This is a genomic window from Rhizobium sp. FKL33 (genome assembly GCF_005222915.1).
Lineage (GTDB): Bacteria > Pseudomonadota > Alphaproteobacteria > Rhizobiales > Rhizobiaceae > Rhizobium_E.
Genome location: NZ_STFX01000038.1, coordinates 100,617 through 120,550, shown reverse-complemented (window position 1 = coordinate 120,550; position 19,934 = coordinate 100,617). Strand labels below are relative to the sequence as shown.

The 19,934-nt window shown below is 63.1% G+C and carries 17 protein-coding genes and 1 tRNA gene; 6 read left to right on the top strand and 12 right to left on the bottom strand.

Features of this window, described 5'->3' with window-relative positions; translation table 11 throughout:
- Positions 1 to 42: 42 nt before the first annotated feature.
- On the bottom strand, positions 43 to 2,265 hold the full coding sequence (locus E8Q41_RS21835; protein WP_170976574.1) for an Ig-like domain-containing protein: 2,223 nt from the start codon (positions 2,263 to 2,265) through the stop codon (positions 43 to 45).
- Between the two features lie 145 nt (positions 2,266 to 2,410).
- Between E8Q41_RS21835 and E8Q41_RS21830 the strand changes: the two genes are divergently transcribed.
- Positions 2,411 to 2,995, top strand: coding sequence for a DUF4357 domain-containing protein (locus tag E8Q41_RS21830; protein ID WP_137157683.1), 585 nt, complete (start codon positions 2,411 to 2,413; stop codon positions 2,993 to 2,995).
- Between the two features lie 180 nt (positions 2,996 to 3,175).
- Positions 3,176 to 3,265 (top strand) — tRNA-Ser (locus E8Q41_RS21825).
- A gap of 150 nt (positions 3,266 to 3,415) precedes the next feature.
- On the opposite strand, the gene E8Q41_RS21820 is transcribed toward E8Q41_RS21825, so the two are convergent.
- Positions 3,416 to 3,910, bottom strand: a complete 495-nt coding sequence (locus E8Q41_RS21820; protein WP_137157682.1) for an ester cyclase — start codon at positions 3,908 to 3,910, stop codon at positions 3,416 to 3,418.
- Between the two features lie 166 nt (positions 3,911 to 4,076).
- Positions 4,077 to 4,973 carry a LysR family transcriptional regulator gene (locus tag E8Q41_RS21815; protein WP_137157681.1) on the bottom strand — a complete coding sequence of 299 codons (897 nt, stop codon included), beginning with the start codon at positions 4,971 to 4,973 and terminating at the stop codon, positions 4,077 to 4,079.
- Between the two features lie 101 nt (positions 4,974 to 5,074).
- Between E8Q41_RS21815 and E8Q41_RS21810 the strand changes: the two genes are divergently transcribed.
- From E8Q41_RS21810 to E8Q41_RS21800, 3 genes are all read left to right on the top strand, one after another.
- Positions 5,075 to 5,503, top strand: coding sequence for a DoxX family protein (locus E8Q41_RS21810; protein WP_137157680.1), 429 nt, complete (start codon positions 5,075 to 5,077; stop codon positions 5,501 to 5,503).
- Between the two features lie 25 nt (positions 5,504 to 5,528).
- Positions 5,529 to 6,464, top strand: coding sequence for a VOC family protein (locus tag E8Q41_RS21805; RefSeq protein ID WP_137157679.1), 936 nt, complete (start codon positions 5,529 to 5,531; stop codon positions 6,462 to 6,464).
- Between the two features lie 170 nt (positions 6,465 to 6,634).
- Positions 6,635 to 10,039 (top strand): DNA methyltransferase, encoded by a 3,405-nt coding sequence (locus tag E8Q41_RS21800; protein ID WP_137157678.1) that lies wholly within the window; start codon positions 6,635 to 6,637, stop codon positions 10,037 to 10,039.
- Positions 10,040 to 10,045: 6 nt separating this feature from the next.
- Here the strand turns inward: E8Q41_RS21800 and E8Q41_RS21795 are convergent, their stop codons facing one another.
- The 8 genes from E8Q41_RS21795 to E8Q41_RS21760 form a co-directional block, all read right to left on the bottom strand.
- Entirely contained in the window at positions 10,046 to 10,504 is a 459-nt protein-coding gene (locus E8Q41_RS21795; RefSeq protein WP_137157677.1) for a carbon monoxide dehydrogenase subunit G, read from the bottom strand.
- A gap of 3 nt (positions 10,505 to 10,507) precedes the next feature.
- Positions 10,508 to 11,377 (bottom strand): XdhC family protein, encoded by an 870-nt coding sequence (locus E8Q41_RS21790; RefSeq protein WP_137157676.1) that lies wholly within the window; start codon positions 11,375 to 11,377, stop codon positions 10,508 to 10,510.
- A gap of 10 nt (positions 11,378 to 11,387) precedes the next feature.
- Positions 11,388 to 12,593: a VWA domain-containing protein gene (locus tag E8Q41_RS21785; RefSeq protein WP_137157675.1), complete on the bottom strand. Its 1,206-nt coding sequence runs from the start codon at positions 12,591 to 12,593 to the stop codon at positions 11,388 to 11,390.
- Positions 12,590 to 13,468 (bottom strand): MoxR family ATPase, encoded by an 879-nt coding sequence (locus E8Q41_RS21780; RefSeq protein ID WP_137157674.1) that lies wholly within the window; start codon positions 13,466 to 13,468, stop codon positions 12,590 to 12,592. The genes E8Q41_RS21785 and E8Q41_RS21780 overlap by 4 nt, the downstream gene beginning before the upstream one ends.
- A 209-nt stretch (positions 13,469 to 13,677) precedes the next feature.
- Positions 13,678 to 16,098 (bottom strand): aerobic carbon-monoxide dehydrogenase large subunit, encoded by a 2,421-nt coding sequence (locus E8Q41_RS21775; protein ID WP_137157673.1) that lies wholly within the window; start codon positions 16,096 to 16,098, stop codon positions 13,678 to 13,680.
- On the bottom strand, positions 16,095 to 16,595 hold the full coding sequence (locus E8Q41_RS21770) for a (2Fe-2S)-binding protein (RefSeq protein WP_137157672.1): 501 nt from the start codon (positions 16,593 to 16,595) through the stop codon (positions 16,095 to 16,097). The genes E8Q41_RS21775 and E8Q41_RS21770 overlap by 4 nt, the downstream gene beginning before the upstream one ends.
- 10 nt (positions 16,596 to 16,605) lie before the next feature.
- Positions 16,606 to 17,469 carry a xanthine dehydrogenase family protein subunit M gene (locus E8Q41_RS21765; RefSeq protein ID WP_137157671.1) on the bottom strand — a complete coding sequence of 288 codons (864 nt, stop codon included), beginning with the start codon at positions 17,467 to 17,469 and terminating at the stop codon, positions 16,606 to 16,608.
- A 182-nt stretch (positions 17,470 to 17,651) separates the two neighbouring features.
- Entirely contained in the window at positions 17,652 to 18,824 is a 1,173-nt protein-coding gene (locus E8Q41_RS21760) for an MHYT domain-containing protein (RefSeq protein ID WP_137157670.1), read from the bottom strand.
- Positions 18,825 to 19,138: 314 nt separating this feature from the next.
- On the opposite strand from E8Q41_RS21760, the gene E8Q41_RS21755 reads away from it, so the two are divergent.
- Complete coding sequence (locus tag E8Q41_RS21755) at positions 19,139 to 19,687, top strand: hypothetical protein (RefSeq protein ID WP_137157669.1); 549 nt, start codon at positions 19,139 to 19,141, stop codon at positions 19,685 to 19,687.
- A 66-nt stretch (positions 19,688 to 19,753) separates the two neighbouring features.
- Here E8Q41_RS21755 and E8Q41_RS21750 read toward each other — a convergent pair whose 3' ends face one another.
- Positions 19,754 to 19,900, bottom strand: a complete 147-nt coding sequence (locus E8Q41_RS21750) for a DUF1127 domain-containing protein (RefSeq protein WP_137157668.1) — start codon at positions 19,898 to 19,900, stop codon at positions 19,754 to 19,756.
- Between the last annotated feature and the right edge of the window lie 34 nt (positions 19,901 to 19,934).

The window sequence follows — 19,934 nt, the reverse complement described above, 5'->3', positions numbered from 1 at the left end:
CGCTACCAGATGCTACCGCTGCGGAGAAGCACTGCCGCACATTCAGATCTGGAACATGTCTTTGGTCAGTTCGTCGAGGTCCATGTTGTCAATTGTCAACACCGAGCCGTCACCAGCGGTGATCCTGACGCTATCGCCGACCTCCTTGGCGTGATGAGCAAGGAGATCCTTGTAGCTGTCGATACCGACAGCATCGGACAAATCGATGACATCGGCCTCCTTGCGATGGAAGTCGAGGATGACATCCTTGCCATAGGCCTTGCCGAACACGAATGTGTCGGCGCCGTCGCCGCCGGTCAGCTTGTCATTGCCGCGGCCGCCGTCGATGATGTTGTTCTTCGCGTCGCCATACAGCGTGTCATTGCCCTTGGTGCCCTGCGGGTCTTCCCTGACATCCTTCACAGCGATGGTGAATGTCCTGTGGACTGTGACGCCTTCGTCGTCGGTCGCCAGGATCTTGACGGCATAGGCTGACTTGGTCTCGAAGTCGAATTTTGCCCCCTTGTTGACGACGAGGTCGCCATCGACAATCCTGAACATCTTGTCCGGATTGCTACCGAGCGCGAAGGACGCAAAGTCATGGCCATCGCCGCCCTTGCCGGAGAGGGCGCCGATCACGGCGCCGGCCTTGGAATTCTCGGCGATTGATTTGCTCGACAGAGCAATGGCGTCGCCGGATGTGGCGGCATGCAGCACGGTGAGTTCGAACGTATCGCGGGCCTTGGCCGAACCATCCGACGCCGTGACGGTGATTTCATAATCGCCGACGTGTTGCGCGCCCGGCTTGACCTTGAACGCGCCGGTTTCCGTGTTGAACGTCATCCAGGACGGCATGGTCTTGCCATTTACCTTGATCGCATAGGTCAGGTCGTCGCCATCAGGATCGAGGAAATGCGTATCGCCGATCTTCAACGACAGGCTTTCACCGGCGCGGACCTCGGCGTCAGCATTCGCCTTGGTCAATTTCGGGGCATCGGCGCTGCCCGCGGCGGTGATCGTGAATGTCACCGGCGCGGAGCTGTTGTCGTTGTCGCCGGCGCTGCTGCCATTGTCCTCGAGCACAACGCTCACGGTGGCCACGCCAAACGCGTTGTCCGCAAGCTTGTAGGTCAGCGCGCCATCGGAGGAGATCGTTGGAGCCTCGGCGAACATGGCCGCGTTGTTATTGGTTACCGTAAACGACAGCGTCTGGGCGCTTTCGTCGGACGGGCCTGCGGATATCTCGGTCGCCCAGTTGGCGACCGTGTGCGAGCCGCTGTCCTCGTCCACGGTCTGGTTGGCGCCGACCGTGAAGGTCGGGGCATCGTTGACCGCGGCGACAGTTATCGTCAGCGTATTCGCGTCTGCCGAGGTGGTGTCCGCCTGCGCCAGGGGGGAAGCGTCATCCTTCACGTTGAATGTGATCTGCGCCTCGCCAGTCGCGTTGGCGCTCGGCTTCCAAACAAGCTTGCCGGCTTCAATATCGGCTTTCGATACACTGACCGGCCCGTCAGATAGATCGATTTCGGCGTCGCCAAGCCAGAGTTCGCCATCGCCGCTCACCGCAGAGATGATGGCCGTATCGAAGGCATTGATCTGTGAGCCCGCATCCTTGGAGTCGGAAAAGCCGAAGTCATCCACCGCAAGCGTATGGCTGCCGTCTTCCGCTATTGTCACCGATTTGTCGGCTCCGAACGGCGCATCCGACTGGTTATACACGATAACGCTGTAGGTCGTCGTTGCCGACGCGCCGCTTTGATCGGTGACGGTGACAGTCACCGTATCAGTTCCATAGAAATCGGTAGCGGCAGTGTATTGGAACTCACCATTCGACAGTGAAACAGCCGTGCCATGCTCGGCGCTGAACGAAAAGCTGAGAAAGGAAGCATTGTCGTCGACATCTGTGACTGAGACTGTCGGTGTGATCGTGCCTTCTTCAAGCGCCGTCCCGAAGAGCGATTGACCGGTCGTGAACGCCGGCGCGTCGTTGGTCCCTTTGACCGTGATCGTGAGCCAGGTGAATGTCCCGTCCAGGGTTTCGACTGCGATCTTGTCAGCGTAGTTCCAACTGGCAGGCAGTGCATCAAGCGTATTCAACGTGTAGGTCCATGCGCCGTCCTTTGTCAGCGAAAAGACGCCATAGGTCATGTCGACGTCGGCAAGCGGCTTGAACTCCCGCTCTCCATCAACGTCATCAATGGTCAACTGGCCAGATGCCGAGACAATCTCGTCCTCTTTCACGTTGCCTGTGAGGTCGCCCCCGACGACTGCTGCGCTGTTGGTCAATGTCGGCATCCCTACTTATAAAAAATTGTCGCTGCTGTGCAGTGTAGCATGTCCCGGCTTTAGGCGTGCGTATCAATCAATAATCTGAGCCCGATCTGAGAACCAGGACTTTAATCAAAAGTTGTGGCTGGAACGCGAATTGTGGATGATCCTCAAAGGCAACAGCGGCAAGGCGCTGGTCGCCAACAGCAACAAGCCGACAGGATCAAATCTCCCGCGCGCCGATATTGCGACGATGCGGACCTATCTGGGAAATCTGATCTATGTCCTCGAGGCGCTGGGATATGATCTGTTCTCCGTGGAGGAGCGGACATCGGCGTCGCCGCAAGTGTCTCGCCTGGTTGATGAGCCCGTTACTGAAGCGGCCAGCCCCACGCTGAAGCTCTATTCGCCTTTGCCCAAGCGTCCTCAAGACAAGGCTTTTCTCACATATGCCAACGGCTCATACACTCTGCTGCGAGGGTCGAAGATCAGTGCGAAGACGACCGACACCTTGCCGGCAAACGTGAAGAGATTGCGAGAGCAGTCAATCGAAAATGGCGAGCTGATCGATCGCGGCGACTATATGGAACTGATGCGCGACATTCCATTCTCAAAGCCCTCTCCGGCGTCCGCCCTGGTCAATGGCCGCAGCTCTACGGGCTACATGGACTGGCTGAGAGAAGGCGACGGCCTGCAGCTAGGCGCGGTTCTTGGTCTCGCCACGCCAACCCCGCCCAGCGAGGACTAGGCGCAGCCGCGCCACACTGAGCAACTATGGACTCCGCAAGGCGCGCAGGAGAGCGGCCTGAAGAAACCGCCCAAATCCCCGTTTTTCCATCTTGCCATCCCAGAAAATCGTCGCTATATCCCGCCCACGCTTCGCCCCTGAGCCCTCGACCAGCTCTCCACCCGGGCGACTGCGGACTGCGGAGAGGTGGTAGAGTGGTCGATTGCACCGCACTCGAAATGCGGAGTACCTTTACGGGTACCGTGGGTTCGAATCCCACCCTCTCCGCCATCAATCATCAAATCCGGCAAACTGCGCGTTCTGTGGAACGCATGACATGCGACGTTGTTCTGCGGGCTATGAGCCTGTCCCGCGTCGCCTGAGCAGTGCGGCCCGGGGGCGTCCGGGCCGCATGTCGCGTCGATCAGGAAGCGGTGGGGCTTACTTCTCGAAAGCGCCCATCTGGAACAGGGCGCCGACCCAGTCCTCGAGGTGCCAGGTGGTCTGGACGAGGCCCTGCTCGTTGAATTCGTGGACGTCGATGGTCATGATGGTGAAGGTGCGGCCTTTGGAGGGGAAGCCCATGAAGGGAGCGGCCTGGGTGGCGGTGTAGGTCGAGCGGACCACGACCTTGTTGCCTTCCTGGATCGTGTCTTCTGTCACCAGCGTGGCGTTCTTGAAGACGGCGGCGAAGCCCGGGACCAGCTTCTTGAAGCCTTCGCGGCCCGGCTCCACATTCGGCTGGGTCGGAACGCGGACCCAATCCGGCGCGATGATCTGGTCGAGCAGCGAAGGATCGTTCTTCCTGAACACATCGTAGAAGATCTGGATCTTGGTCTTGTAGTCCGCCTCAGCTCGGGCGGTGTTTGCGCCGAGCATCAGCGCGGGCGCGACGGCGGCGGCAAGAGCGAATGTGGCGCGGCGGGTGATGGTCATGTCGATCTCCTCAGTGTTGCTTCGGTTGCCGTGTTGGCCGCGAAAGGGTGAGCGGGCCGGCCAGGAGAAGCTATGTCTTTCTCAGGCGGAGATCATTGCCGCGCGATTTGATCCAGCATTTCGAATTAGGAAACGTTGTCGCGCCATGCCGGCGCCAGGGCGGGTGTCAGGAAACGGCTTCAGGAAAGCCCGAGGCGACGAGGAAATCGAGAAAGCTGCGCACCTTGGCCGGCAGATAGCTGCGGTCGGGATAGACCGCGAAGAGGGGGGCCACGGGTTTCGCAAGATCCGGCAGGACATGCTCCAGCCGGCCGGCGGCGAGTTCCTCGTCGACGACCCAATGCGGCATGAAGGTGAAGCCGAGGCCTTCGCGGGCGGCGAACATCAACAGGCTCTCATTGCCGCTCAGCATCGCCGGCCTGAAGCTGATCTCCGTCGGTCCGTCGGGAGATGGAAGCTTCACCTTTCCGTCCCGCGTCACCTGGGTATAGGCGAGAAAAGGCGCGCCGTTGAGATCTGTCAGGCTCTTGGGTCGGCCGATCTTGTCCAGCAGGCCGGGCGCCGCCACCATGCGGAAATGGATGTCGCCCAGCTTGCGGGCGATGAGGCCGGGCTCCAGCGACATCGCCACGCGGATGGCGAGGTCGAACCCGTCCTCCACCATATTGATCGTGCGGGCGCTGAAATCGAGCTCCAGCACGACATCCGGGCACTGGTCGTGAAATTCGGCCGCCAGCCGCGCGAATTTCGGCGTCGCCATCCAGACGGGAGCGCTGATCCTCAACCGGCCCGAAGGCTTGATGGAAGACTGTGAAATCCGGGCCTCGGCCTCGTCCAGTCCGTCGAGCAAGGCGCGGACGCTGTCAAGATAGATGGCGCCCGCTTCAGTGAGGCTGACGCTGCGGCTGGTGCGGTTGAGCAGGCGGGCGCCGACCTGAGCTTCGATATGCTGCACATGTTTGCTGGTCATGGCCGGGGAAAGGCCCAGACGATCGGCCACGGCCGTGAAGCTCCTGGCTTCAGCCACGGCGGCGAACACGCGAATGCCCAGAAGCCTGTCCATGATCGTTCCCTCTCAGTAAATCTTGTATCAACGGCGCGCCCAATGATCAACGCCTGAGAACTGGTTAGGCTTCAGTCAATCGCAATGCACTGGAGATCGACATGTCCATGACCTCGTCCTCGCAACCCGCATCCGCCGGCAAAGGCTGGAACATCGCCATCTGGGCCGGCCAGATCATTCTCGCCGCGCTCTATCTGATGGCGGCCTATATGAAGGGCCTGATGCCCGTCGCCGATCTCGCCACCATGGGCATGACCTGGGCGCCCAATGCGCCGATCGCGCTGGTGCGCGGCATCGCCCTGATGGAATTCCTCGGCGCCGTCGGCGTGATCCTGCCGGCGGCAACGCGGATCAAGCCGGAACTGACAGTCTGGGCCGCCATGGGCCTTCTGGCCATCCAGGCGCTAGCGATCCCCTTCCACCTGTTCCGCGGCGAAGCCAATCTCCTGGGTTTCAATCTCATCTATGTGGCGGTCGGCCTGTTAGTGCTGTGGGGCCGCGCCCGCAAGTCGCCGATTACCCCGCGCTGATCCACGCCTGACGCAGGAGACCGACATGGAAACGGAAGCCCTGGCTCTCGCCCGCTCGCGTCAAGCGAGGAACCTCCCCGAACGGCTGAGCTACGGCCCGATCGAACTGTCGGTCACCAATCTCGATCGGGCCGTTCGGTTCTGGACGACGGCGCTCGGATTTGTTCCCCGCCCGCATTCCGGCCCGGGCGTCGCTCTCGGCGCCGCCGATCGCACGCTGGTCGTGCTGCATCCGGGAGCGTCGGTCCCGGCGGCGAAGGGCTATATCGGCCTCTATCATGCCGCGTTCGGCATGCCCACTCAGGCCGAGTTTTCGCGCATGATGCTGCGCCTGCGCCGGTTGGGCATGTCGCATGCGCCGGTCGATCATCTGATGTCCAAGGCCATCTACCTCAATGACCCCGATGGCCACGGCATCGAGATCGCCTTCGAGACGCCCGAACGTTTCGGGCGTTTCCTGCAGGACTCCCGCCATTTCGCCATGCTCGATGCGGACGGCAATCTGCATAGCGGACGCGAGCCGCTCGATATCCCGGCCGAACTCGCCATGGCGGGGGACGCGGATATCACCGCGCCGGTCGCCGACGGAACCGTGCTCGCGCATCTGCATTTTCATGTGCCGGGGCTCGATGCGGCGCTGGTCTGGTTCGAACGCCTCGGCTTTGCCCGCAACCTCTATCTGCCGCAAATGGGCATTGCCGATATGGGCGCGGGCGCAGCCTATACGCATCGGCTCGCGATGAATCTCTGGGCCGGCCCGCATGCCAAGCCCGCGCCATCCAGCATGGCGCGCCTTCTGCGCTACAGTCTCGAAACTGCGGATGCGGACGTGTTCGAAAGCGCCCGGCGCGTGCTGACGCCGAACGCCGACACGGGCGCCCTGAGCGGCCTCGATCCGGCGGGCGTCACCGTCGAACTGACGCTGCGCCAGGACGAGGGCGCCCGGGAAAGGGCCGCCTGAGGCGGGCCGGGTGGGGCGGCCTTCGCCGCATGGCCTTTTCTTTGACCTTTCAAGGCGATGTCAGGCCCGCGCCTTTTTGCCTTGTTCCACGATAACCATTCATTCGGCGTGTTGCGCGGCCTGCGGCAGGGTTTATGATCCGTTCATCTACAGGGCGGGGATTCGGCGGCGTGCAGGCTTTGGTTGAGGCGTTTATCAAGCGGTGGCAGGGGCAGGAAGGCGGCCAGGAGCGGGCGAATTACGCGTTGTTCCTCACCGAACTTTGCGATGTCCTGGGCCTGCCGCATCCCCAGCCGGCGTCGGCGGCGCATGCCAGCAACGACTATGTCTTCGAACGGGCGGTGACGGAGACGGCGCGCGATGGGGCGACGTCGCTCAAGCGCATCGATCTCTACAAGCGCGACTGTTTCGTGCTGGAAGCCAAGCAGAGCCGGCTTGCGGGCGACAAGAAGCTCACGAGCGCGCCGCAGCTGCCCGGCCTTGCCGCCCCGCAGGATACGGCGCCGCGCGGAAAGCGCGCCGGCGCGAACCGGTCCTGGGACGTGCTGATGATGAACGCCCGCGCCCAGGCCGAGAATTATGTGCGGCTGTTGCCCACTGCCCATGAGCCGCCGCCTTTCGTGCTGGTCTGCGATGTCGGCCACGCCATCGAGGTCTACGCCAATTTCCGCCGCGACGGAAAGGCCTATGACCAGTTTCCCGATCGCCGCTCCTTCCGCATCTATCTCGAAGACCTGCGCGACGAAAAAGTGCGCGAGCGGCTGAAGGCCATCTGGCTCGACCCGATCTCGCTTGACCCTTCCCGCCATGCGGCGAAGGTGACGCGGGAGATCGCCGCCCGCATCGCCAAGGTCAGCCAGGCGCTGGAAAAGCAGGGCCATCGCACCGAAGAGGTGGCGATGTTTCTGATGCGGACGCTGTTCACCATGTTCGCCGAGGATGTCGAACTGCTGCCCAAGGACAGTTTCAAGACGCTGCTCGAGGATTGCGCCAGGAAGCCGGCGATCTTTCCGGGCATGATGGAAGAGCTGTGGAAGGCGATGGACGAGGGCGCCTTCTCCGCCACGATCCGCGACAAGGTCAAGAAATTCAACGGCGAGTTCTTCAAAAAGCGCCGCGCGCTGCCGCTCGCGCAGGAGGAGATCGGCGAATTGGCCGCCGCCGCCCGCTATGACTGGAAGGATGTCGAGCCGGCGATCTTCGGCACGTTTCTGGAACAGGCGCTCGATCCCGACGACCGGCGCAAGTTAGGCGCGCATTATACGCCGCGCGCCTATGTCGAGCGGCTGGTGATCGCAACCGTCATCGATCCGCTCCGGGCCGAATGGGACAATGCCCGCTCCACCGCCGACCGGCAGAAGGCCGAGGGCAAGGCGGATGCGGCGATCAAGACCGTGCAGGCCTTTCACGACAGGCTCTGCGAGATCCGGGTGCTGGACCCCGCCTGCGGCACCGGCAATTTTCTCTATGTGTCGCTCGAACTGATGAAGCGGCTGGAAGGCGAGGTGCTGGAAGCGCTCAACGATCTCGGCGGCCAGGAAGGGCTGGCGCTCGAAAGCCATACGGTCGATCCGCACCAGTTTCTCGGCCTCGAAGTCAATCCGCGCGCCGCGGCCATTGCCGAACTGGTGCTGTGGATCGGCCATCTGCAATGGCATTACCGCAATCGCGGCGTCGCCCCGTCCGAGCCGATCCTCAAGGCGTTCAAGAATATCCAGACCATGGATGCGGTGTTGACCTGGGACGGCTATCCGCTGCCGAAAGTGGTCGAGGGGCGGGAAACCTATCCCAATCCGCGCCGTCCGGATTGGCCCAAGGCGGATTACATCGTCGGCAATCCGCCTTTCGTGGGCGGCAAGGATATCCGCGCCCGCATGGGCTCTGGCTATGCCGAAGCGCTGTGGAAGGCGCATCAGCATATGAACGAGAGCGCCGATTTCGTGATGTATTGGTGGGATCGCTCCGCCGAGATCCTGCTCAAGGCCAAGAGCCCGCTGAAACGCTTCGGCTTCGTGACCACCAATTCCATCAGCCAGGTGTTTCAGCGCCGGGTGATGGAGCCCTATCTCGCCGCCAAGAAGCCGCTGTCGCTGGTGATGGCGATTGCCGATCATCCCTGGACCAAACTGACCCGCGACAGCGCCGCCGTGCGCATCGCCATGACGGTGGCGGAAGCCGGCAAGAAGGACGGGCGGTTGCTGGAGGTGACGGCGGAAGAGGCTGTCGAGACCGACAGTCCGGTGATCCTGTTTGCGGAGAAGCAGGGCAAGATCAACGCGGATTTGACGGTTGGGGTGGATGTAATTTCAGTAGCGAGACTCGAAGCATCTAGTGGTTTAGCTCATAAAGGCGTGCAGCTTAATGGAATGGGATTCGTATTAACTGAGGATGATTTGAATTTTATTGCCGAACGTGCTCCCAACGAATTTGGCATCATCAAGAGTTTTGTTAACGGGCGTGATTTAGTGCAGCAACCCCGCTCGGTTAAGGTTATCGACACATTTGGTTTTGACGCCGATAATTTAAGAGCGCTCTACCCTACTCTTTACCAAATCATATTGAATCGCGTGAAGCCCGAGCGGGACGAAAACAGGCGTGACGTAAGGCGTTTGAAATGGTGGAGATATGGAGAACCTGCTCCGCGCATGCGAGAAGGCATAGAGCAATTAGATCGATACATAGCCACAACTCGTACAGCTAAGCATCGGATTTTTCAGTTTGTAAACAATAACGTGATATCAGAGAGCAAAGTGATAGTAATATGCTTGGATGGGCCCTTCTCATTGGGCGTACTGAGCTCAAAAATACATCGTGTATTCTCTTTTGCGACTGGTGGATGGTTAGGGGCCGGCAATGATCATACTTACAATCATACCGAATGCTTCGACCCATTCCCATTCCCCGACGCCACCGACGCCCAAAAGGCCGCCATCGGCGCGATCGCCGAGGAGCTGGACGCCCATCGCAAGCGGGTGCTGGCGGCGCATGAGCACCTGACGCTGACCGGGCTCTATAATGTGCTGGAGCGGCTGAAGGCGGGCGCGCGTCCCGACGACTTGACCGACAAGGAGCGCCGCATTTTCGACGACGGGCTGGTGCTGATCCTGAAGGAGCTGCACGAGAAGCTCGATGTCGCGGTGGCCGAGGCCTATGGCTGGCCCGCAGATCTGCCGGAAGAGGACCTTCTCGCCCGGCTGGTGGCGCTCAACAAGGAGCGGGCCAAAGAGGAAAAGCGTGGCCATGTGCGCTGGCTGCGGCCGGATTACCAGATCCCGCGCTTCGGTTCGGAAAAGGAAAAGCACGAGCAGCTGGAAGCCGATCTCGGCGAGGCCATTCTGGCCGAGATATCAGGCCCCAAGCCCGCTTTCCCGAGCGACGAACGCGACCAGACCCCGGCGGTGCTGCATCAGCTGATGGCGGCGGAGGGTTTTGTCGACGCCGAGACGATCGCCTCGGCCTTCAAGCAGGGCCGCAAATGCGTCGGCCCGGTTCAGGCGGTGCTCGCAGCTCTATATCGCATGGGGCTGGTCTCCACCTCCGACGGCAAACACTTCGCCTTCCGCCGCGCGGCGTGAGCGGGCTTACGCCGCCTCGGCCGCCCCCGCCACCTTCTCCCCGAAACTGGTGAAAAACTGCGCCGCCAGTTTCTTGGCGGTGGAATCGATCAGGCGGCCGCCGAGTTGGGCGATCTTGCCGCCGACATCGGCTTTCACCGTGTAGCTCAAAAGCGTGGTGCCATCGGCTTGCGCGGTCAGCGTCACATCGGCGCCGCCCTTGGCGAAGCCCACCATGCCGCCCTTGCCTTCGCCCGAGATGGTGTAGGAATAAGGCGGGTTGAGGTTGGACAGTTGCACCGCGCCTTCGAACCGCGCCTTCACCGGGCCGATCTTCAGCACCACGGTGGCGCTCATCTCGGTGTCGGAGCTTTTTTCCAGCGCCTCGCAGCCGGGAATGCATTGGCGGAGGATGTCGGGATCGTTGAGCCCCTGCCAGACCGTGTCCACGGGCGCGGCGATGATCTCGCTGCCGTTCATATCCATTGTCTATTCCTCCCTGTTGGCGTCCTGTGTGTGACTGTCGAGTTCCGCCCGCTGGCGGCCGCGCCTGACGGCGACGATTTCGGCGAGGATGGAGAGTGCAATTTCATCGGGCGCGATGGCGCCGATATCGAGCCCGGCGGGGGCCTTGACGCCGCCTAGCCGCCGGGCCCGCTCCTCGTTCATTCCTGGATCTGCCTGACGGATGGCCTCCGTCAGCGTTGCGAATTTCCGTCTGCTGCCGACGAAGCCGCAATAGTAGGTCTCCATGGACAGCGCCGCTTCCAATGCCGCGCGGTCGCCGCGGCCTTGTGTCGACACCACCACATAACGCCTGCTCTGTTCGGGCGGGGGAGGGGCGAAGCCATCGGTCACGCGGTCGGCGTCTGGGATTACAGTGAGATCGGCATGCGGCGCGGCGAGATCGACATGATAGCCGAATTGCCGGCCGAGCGCAGCGAGCGCCAAGGCCACCGGGCTCGCGCCCAAAATCACCAGCGCCGGTTTGGGCAGCACCGGCTCGATGAAAATGTCCATCGAGCCCTTGCTCGGACAGCCATTGACGAAGAAGGTCGCGCCATCACGCTCCTGCCCACCCTTCAGGCCCTGATCAGCGAGCAGATCCTCGGGCTGGATGGAGACGAGCCGAGGCTGGCCATCGGCCAGCGCCTGCCGCGCCGCCTTGAGCACGGCGGCGCGAGCGCAACCGCCGCCGATCCAGCCGGCGACGATGGTTCCATCCGGGCGGATCACCCCCTTGGCCCCGGCCTTGGCGGCGGTGACGGAGACGGTGCGCACCACGGTCGCCACCGCAAAGCTCTCCTCGGCGGCCTTCAGTTTCGACATGATGTCCATGACGTCGACGTGAACGGTCATCTGTTTGTCCTCACAGGCGGGCGAGATAGGGTTCGAGATCGGCGAGCGAGGCCAGGGTATTGGCCGGCGCATGCAGCTGGACGTAAGGCAGCGCGGCCCTGATGCCGGCGGCGCGCGGCTCGTAGCCGTCCCAGCCCAGCATCGGATTGAGCCAGACGATGCGGCGGCAGCGGCGCGCGAGCTGCGCCATCTCCCGGCCAAGCGCCGTGGCGTCTCCTGTCTCGTAACCGTCGGAGACGATCATCACGCAGGTGCGGGAATGGATGACGCGGGCCGCATGCCAGCGATTGAAGGTGCCGAGACTCTCGGCGATACGGGTGCCGCCGCCCGCGCCGCGCGCCATCAGGCCGAGACGATCGAGCGCGCGGGCGGGATTGCGCTCGCGCATCGCCGAGGAGACATGGGCGAGACGGGTGTCGAACAGAAAGGCTTCGGCCTCGCGGAATTCATCGAGCACGCCATGGATGAAGCGCAGGAAAACGCCGGTATAGGCCTGCATGGAGGCCGACGCGTCGAGCAGCACCACGAGCCGGAGCGGCTTGACCTTGCGCCGGCGCCAGACGAGATCGAGCGCGGCCCCGCCATGGCTGATATTGGCGTGGATGGTGCGGCGGAGATCGATCCGCCTGCCCTTGGCCCGCATCTCGTCGCGCCGCGTCAGCCGCGTGCGCATCACCCGGGCGAGGCGGGCGGCGATGGCGTGGGCGCGGGCGATGTCGTCGGGGTCGGAGAGTTTGCGGAAATCGATGCGGTCGATTGTCTCGACCGAAGACGCGCCCTCCATGCGGCCCGTCGCGCCATCCTTCGTTTCTGTTTCTCCCGATGCGGGGACCTGGTCGGCGCCGCCCGCCTGCGAAGCGCTTGCGGCGCGGTCTGCGAGCGATTTCATCGCCGGATTGGCCTCAGGGCCATGGCTCGCGGAAACGAGGCTCCGGCGTTTGACCCGCTTGCCCAGCCAGAAGGCGTCGAACAGACCGTCGAACCGCTGCCATTCCTCACGCCGACTGGTCAGCAGATGCTTGAGCGCGGATCGGAATTGCCCGGGCGCAGCCGCGAAACCCTTCGCGATCAGCAGCGCCGCATCCTGCGCTTCCCTGAGGCCGATCGCAAAGGCGTTGTCGCGCAGGGTCGCGAGGAAGGCGGCGAGGCGCTCGGCGATCACGCGGTCGACATGATCGGATTCGTCTGAGGTCAGGGGCGTTCCGCAACAGCTCATGCGACCCTCCCGAGCAGACGCGCGGTGACCTCAGGCGTGATCCGCGCCCGGTCCTCGCGGGTTTTGAGCAGGCAGAGCAGCGTCTCATGCACGATCTCGGGATTGTCGCCGAGGGTTTCGACGCCGAGGCCCACGAGCGCCACCGCCCAATCCAGCGTTTCGGCGACGCCGGGAACCTTGCGCAGATCCTCCTTGCGGATCGCTTCGACCATGCGGGCGATGGCGAGCGCCAGCGTGGCGCCGGCGGATTTCACCCGGGCGAGGATGATCCGCGCCTCGCGATCGACATCGGGATAATCCACATAATGATAAAGACAGCGGCGGCGAAGCGCATCCGACAGTTCGCGCGTGCCGTTGGAGGTCAGCACGACGAGCGGGACGGACGTGGCCCTGATCGTGCCGAGTTCCGGGATCGTCACCTGATAGTCCGAGAGCAGTTCCAGCAGGAAGGCTTCGAATTCCTCATCGGCGCGGTCGATCTCGTCGATCAGCAGCACCGGCGGCGAGGCCCTGCGGATGGCCTTCAGCAGCGGCCGCTCCAACAGATATTTTTCGGAAAACACATCGTCGGCGAGCGCGTCGACATCGCGGCCGCGGCCGGCCTCGATCGCCAGCAGCTGACGCTGATAGTTCCATTCATAAAGTGCGGCGGCCTGATCGAGCCCCTCATAGCATTGCAGCCGGATGAGCTCCGCGCCGTGGACCTCGGCGAGCGCGGTGGCGACCGACGTCTTGCCGACGCCGGCCTCGCCTTCGAGCAGCAAGGGACGACCCAGCATCTGCATCAGCTGGATGGCGGTCGTGAGATCGGCGTCGGGGATGTAGCCGGCGGCGGCGAGGCGCGAGGCGATGTCGGGACGGGTGGGTGGGGTCATGACGCAAAACAGGGCGATAAAACCCCCTCTGGCCTGCCGGCCATCTCCCCCACAAGGGGGGAGAGACCCTGCATCTGCGTCTTTCCCGCCAATGAGTGACACTGACAAGGCGGGCTTAGCCCCTCCCCCTTGTGGGGAGGGGTTGGGGAGGGGTTCTTTTCCAGCCGGCCCCCGATAATCTTGACGGACCGCCAAGTCATGGCCGCACTCTACGCCGCCACGCCGAGATCGCGGGCGGCCTTCCAGTTGCGCCAGTGGTCATGCGGCATCTGGATATGGGTCGCGCCGAGGAAGGCGAAGGCGTCGTTGACGGCGTTGGAGAAGGCCGGCACGCCGCCGACATTCGGGCTTTCGCCGACGCCCTTGGCGCCGATCGGGTGATGCGGCGACGGCGTGATGGTGAAATCCGTTTCCCAATGCGGGGTTTCCACGGCGGTGGGGATGAAGAAGTCCATGAAGGACCCGCCCATCACATTGCCCATCTCGTCGTAGCGGATCTCCTGGCCCATGGCGATGGCGAAGGCTTCGGTGAGGCCGCCATGCACCTGGCCCTCGATGATCATCGGGTTGATGCGGGTGCCGCAGTCATCCAGCGCATAGAAGCGCCGGACCTTGTAGACGCCGGTGTCGACATCGATGTCCATCACGCAGAAATAGGCGCCGAAGGGATAGGTCATATTGGGCGGATCGTAATAGCTGACCGCCTCCAGGCCCGGCTCCATGCCCGGCGGCACGGAATGATAGGCCGCCCAGCAGATCTCCTTCATCGACTTGAACTTTTCCGGCAGACCCTTGACCCGGAAGCCGTCAATGTCGAATTCGAGATCGTCCTCATGCACTTCGAGCAGATAGGCGGCGATCATCTGCGCCTTGGCCTTGATCTTGCGGGCCGCCATGGCGATGGCGGCGCCGGCCACCGGCGTCGAACGCGAGCCATAGGTGCCCAGCCCATAAGGCGCGGTGTCGGTATTGCCTTCCTCGACCATGATGTCGTCGGCGGGGATGCCGATTTCGGTGGCGATGATTTGCGCCCAGGTCGTCTCATGTCCCTGGCCCTGGCTCTTGGAGCCCACGCGGGCGATGCCGGCGCCGGTGGGGTGCAGGCGGATCTCGCAACTGTCGAACATGGCGATGCCGAGAATGTCGCAATTCTTCGACGGGCCGGCGCCGACGATTTCGGTGAAGAAGGACACGCCGACGCCCATGATCTCGCGCGTCTCGCCGCGCTTGAAGGCTTCGCGTTTCTCCGCCTGTTCGCGGCGGAGGCCGGCATAGTCGATGGTCTCCATCGCCTTGGCCATGGCGGTGTGGTAGTCGCCGGAGTCATATTCCCAGCCGAGCGCCGAGTGATAGGGGAATTGCTCGGGCTTGATGAAGTTCTTCATCCGGAGTTCGGCGGGGTCCATGCCGAGCTTCTGGGCGAGGATATCCATGCCGCGCTCGATGCAATAGGCGGCTTCCGTGACGCGGAATGAGCAGCGATAGGCCACACCGCCCGGCGCCTTGTTGGTGTAGACGCCGTCGACGGCGAGATGCGCGACCGGGAAATCATAGGACCCCGTGACGATGTTGAAGAAGCCGGCCGGCCATTTCGACGGATCGGCGCAGGCGTCGAAAGCGCCGTGATCGGCGAGCACATGCACCCGCAACCCGGTGACCTTGCCTTCCTTGGTGGCGGCGATTTCGGTGGTCATGTGATAGTCGCGGGCGAAGGAGGTGGTGGTGAGGTTTTCCATCCGGTCCTCCACCCATTTCACCGGCTTGCCGGTGACGATGGTGGCGACCGCCGCGCAGATATAGCCGGGATAGGCGCCGACCTTGTTGCCGAAGCCGCCGCCGATATCGGGGGCGATGACATGGATCTTGTGTTCCGGGATCTTGGAAATCAGCGCCACCACGGTGCGGATGACATGCGGCGCCTGGAAGGTGCCCCAGATCGTCAGTTCGCCCTTGATCTTGTCGAAGGAACAGACGCATTGGCAGGTTTCGAGCGGCGAGGGATGGGTGCGGTGATAGGAGATCATCTCTTTCACCGTCACATCCGCCTTGCGGAAGGCGGCTTCGGTCAGATCCTTGTCGCCCACCGCCCATTCGAAAATATGGTTGTGATGCTTGCGGGGGCCATGGGCGCCCACGGTCTTGCCGGCGAGATCCTCGCGCAGAACGATGGCGTCCTCGGCCATGGCCTGGAAGGGATCGACCAGCACGTCGAGCGGCTCGTACTCCACCTCGACGGCGGCGATGCCGTCATCGGCGGCGTAGCGGTCGGTGGCGACCACGAAAGCGACTTCCTGGTTCTGGAACAGCACCTTGCCGTCGGCCAGCACCATCTGCACGTCGCCGGCGAGCGTCGGCATCCAGGCGAGATTGACCGTCTTCAGCGTCTCGGCGGTCAATACCGCCAGAACGCCCGGCACTTTCAGCGCGGCTTCGGTGTTGATCGACTTGATGCGGGCATGCGCGTGCGGCGAGCGGACGAAATCGCCATGCAGCATGCCGGGCAGCTTCACATCGTCCACATAATTGCCCTTGCCCTGGGTGAAGCGGATGTCTTCGACCCGCTTGCGCTTGCAGCCCATGCCTTCGAGGCGGGCTTCGCGCTGTTCGCGCGTGGGTGTCATGTCGTTCATTCCGCGGCCTCCTGGAATTCGGCGCCGTTCAGCTTGGCGGCGGCGTATTGGATCGCTTTGACGATGTTCTGGTAGCCGGTGCAGCGACAGAGATTGCCTGAAATGCCGAAGCGGATTTCCTCCTCCGTCGGGTTCGGATTTTCCTTCAGCAGCCGGTGAGCGCGCACGATCATGCCCGGCGTGCAATAGCCGCATTGCAGGCCGTGCATCATGCGGAAGCCTTCCTGCAGCGCCGACAGCGTGCCGTCGGCATTGGCCATGCCTTCGATCGTGGTGATGTCGGCGCCGTTCGCCTGAACGGCGAAGACGGTGCAGCTCTTCACCGAGCGCCCGTCGATATCGACGGTGCAGGCGCCGCAATGGGAGGTTTCGCAGCCGATATGGGCGCCGGTCAGCGACAGCGTCTCACGGATGAAATGGATGAGCAGCATGCGCGGCTCGGCCAGTCCCTCCACCTCGGCGCCGTTGACGGTCATCTTGATATGGGTTTTCGCCATTGTGTCCTCCTCAGGCCGCGCGCGCTGCGGCGCGCTTGATCGCGCGGGCGACCATCACGCCGCCGACATGGATCTTGTAATCTGCCGGGCCGCGGCCATCGGCCGCCGGCGCCATGATCGACCGGGCGAGGTCTGCGGCGCGGGCTATCGACGCCTCGTCGAGGCCGGAGCCGATCAGCGAAGCGGCTGCTTCTTCCGCAAGCAGCGGCGTGTCGGCGAGATTGGTGAGGCCGATCGCGCAGGTTGCGATCTTTCCGCCCTCAATCGTCAACACCACGGCGGCGGCGGCGGTCGCGTAATCGCCCACCTTGCGCTTCAGCTTCTCATAGGCGTAGCCATGACCTGCGGCCGGCGACGGGATCGACACACCCGTCAGGATCTCGCCCGGCTCGAGCGCGGTGAAATAGGCCGCCTCGTAGAAATCGCGGGCGGCGACGTCGCGGGCGCCGTTCGGCCCTTCGAGGCGGTAGTGGGCGCCGAGCGTCATCATCAGCGCCGGCATGTCGTTGCCGGGATCGCCATTGGCGACATTGCCGCCGATCGTGCCGCAATAGCGCACTTGCGGATCGGCGATCAGCTTGGCCGCCTCATGCAGGATCGGCAGCGATTGCGCGATGTCGGTGGATTGTAGCAACTCGTGCTGGGTGGTCATGGCGCCGATGACGATGTCGGCGCCGGAACGACAGACGCCCTTCAGCGCCGCGATCCCGCCGAGATCGATCAGATGTTCCGGCGAGGCCATGCGCAGCTTCATCATGGGGATGAGGCTGTGGCCGCCCGCGAGCGGTCGCGCCTCCTCGCCGAGATCGGCCAATAGCTTGATCGCGTCCGCCACGCTCGACGGGCGGTGATAGTCGAAAGAACCCGGGATCATCTTCTCCTCCAGATGATGGGCACGCCGCGCTCCCGACGCGGGTGTTGGAGGAGCCTGTGTCGCATCCCTGATTTCGGCAAGACAGGCAGGCGGCCGACGTCACGAAACGCGACTTTTCGCACGAAATGCGGTTGCTGGCGCACGAACTGCGTCAGTCTCTCTTACCTATCCTGCAGGCTCGATCATCCGGCGCTGCTGCGGGTCAGTCCGAGCCGCGCCTTGACCTCGGCGACGCGGGCGCGGCTCACCGGCGCCTGATGCGGATGAGCGCCGTCGAGCTCCACCACCGCGGCGTCGCCTTCCTTCCGCACCAGCGTCACATGCGGCATGGCGACGATATGACTGCGATGGACGCGGATGAAAATGGTCGGGTCGAGCGCAGCCTCGGCCTCCGAGATCGACCAGCCGCACATGCGCTCGCGATTGCCGTCGTGAACCCAGGTGTAATGCGCGTCCGAACGAATGGACCTGACCTCGCGGATTGCGACGAATTGAGTCGCCCCGCCGCTCTGCACCGGAATGCGCTCGATCCGGCCGCGTTGCGCCGGCGCGGGCGCCGGGTCGGGCTCGATCGCCGGAACCTCCGCGATCTCAGGCCCCTCGGTGGCTGCGAGCGGGGGCGGCGTGTCGGCGCGGCCCCATTGCTCCGGCAGCAGGAACAACAGGAAGCCCGCCGTGACGAGAAAACAGAGACAGGCGACGACCAGCGACACGAATTGCGACGACATCTGGAAGCTCGCCCCCATCGCCGCCATGTCATGGCCGGAGCCCGCGGGAACCACATGCATGCCCCACATGGCGGTATAATGCATGCCCGACACCGCAAGCCCGAAAGCGACGGCGGAAATCGCCAGCCGCAGGCCCACTTGTGGATCGAGGAAGATGCGCAGCGCGCCATAGGCGGTGGCGATCGCGATCACCACTGACAGCAGCACCTTCAACGGGTCGTGCTCGATGGCGAAGGGCCCCGCCAGCCCATGGATGCCGACATAATGCATGGAACAGATGCCGACGCCGAGCAGCAGCGCCGCAAGTCCGGTTCCGAACGTCCCGGGCCGGCTGCCGACCACGAAGAAGATCGACACCCCGACCACCAGCGCGCAGATCAGATAGGAGATGATGGTGGGCAAGACCAGATAGGCGATATCGGCGGGCAAGGGCGCCGCCAGCATGCCGATGAAATGCATCGTCCAGATGCCCGTCGACAGAAATACGGCCGCGCCCACCAGAAGCGCGCGACGTTGCAGATCGGTCTTTCCCAGGATGCGGCCCGCGAGGCCGAGACCGGTATACCCGCCCAGAACCGCGATCGCCAGGGAAAGCGCCACGAGATAGGGATTGTGGCCTGCCAGCATATGATGTTTCGCGCCCGGCCTCCCCGCCGTTCGCTTCCTCCCGGACAAGAGGATACAGGCGAACCCTCGCAACTGGCAAGTTAGCCGGGAGGAAATCGCCGGTCTCATTCTTGATTGTCAAATATCCCTCATATCAACCGTCGTCGGCGAGGGTGATGAATTGGCCTAAGGTGTGGTGTGCACCGGCGGCTGATCGGGCGGCCTCTTTTTTCTATGAAATCCGAGGTGTTTTGGTCTCGACCGTAGCCGTAGCAGAACGCTTGGCTAGGATAACGCCGCTCGTCAGACACTCTACACTTTTTCGGAGACCCCTCATGCGACGTTTCGTTCTGGTATTCGGCCTTTTGGCCGCTGCATCAACTGCCCAGGCTGGAGGCGATTGCCGCCTGTCTTCCGTCTCGAACTGTCAGGATGGAAACCAGCTGGTCTGGGCCAAGGACTTCGAGCCGGCTTTGAAGGCCTTTGCAGGGAAAAAGAAAGTCACATGGCTGGGACGGGCCAAGCCGTTGTGGGAGGTCGTCAGCGAGGCCATGAGTGGTGTGCCCGACGATCGCATGGAAGCTGCGGCCGGCGTTTATCGGTTTTCCGCCTCCCGCTATCAGAGCGCGATAGAGCGCGGCGCGGTGGTGGTCGACGAAAGCGGCAAGATCCGTGCGGCCGGCGTTCTGCATTTCAATTGCGGGAAGAAGGGCTGCGACGATTCCTATACCCTGTCCGTCATCCTCAAAAAGAAGGACGACGCGGCGGCGGGATGGATCGAGGCCTGGGGGCGCGAGCAGGTATCGGCAAACGCCGCAAGCGGCGGTTATAGCGCCGGGCAGACCGCCATTGCCCGTACCGAGACGGTGATCACGGGCAAGTAGGCACGGATGGAAGGTTTTAAAGGGATCGCCCTTGTCTGAAAGGGCGATCCGAAGACGGTACTGGCGTCAGCGGCGGATTTCACCGCGCGCGACGGCTTCGAAATCCGAACGGCGCAGGCCGAGATCCTGCAATTCGCGATCGCTGATGCGGCCGAGTTCGGAGAGGGTCTGGCGATATTTGCGCCAGTCGTTCAGTCTTTTCATGATGCTCATTTTGTTATCCTTGGCCTTTTCGGCATTTATCCAA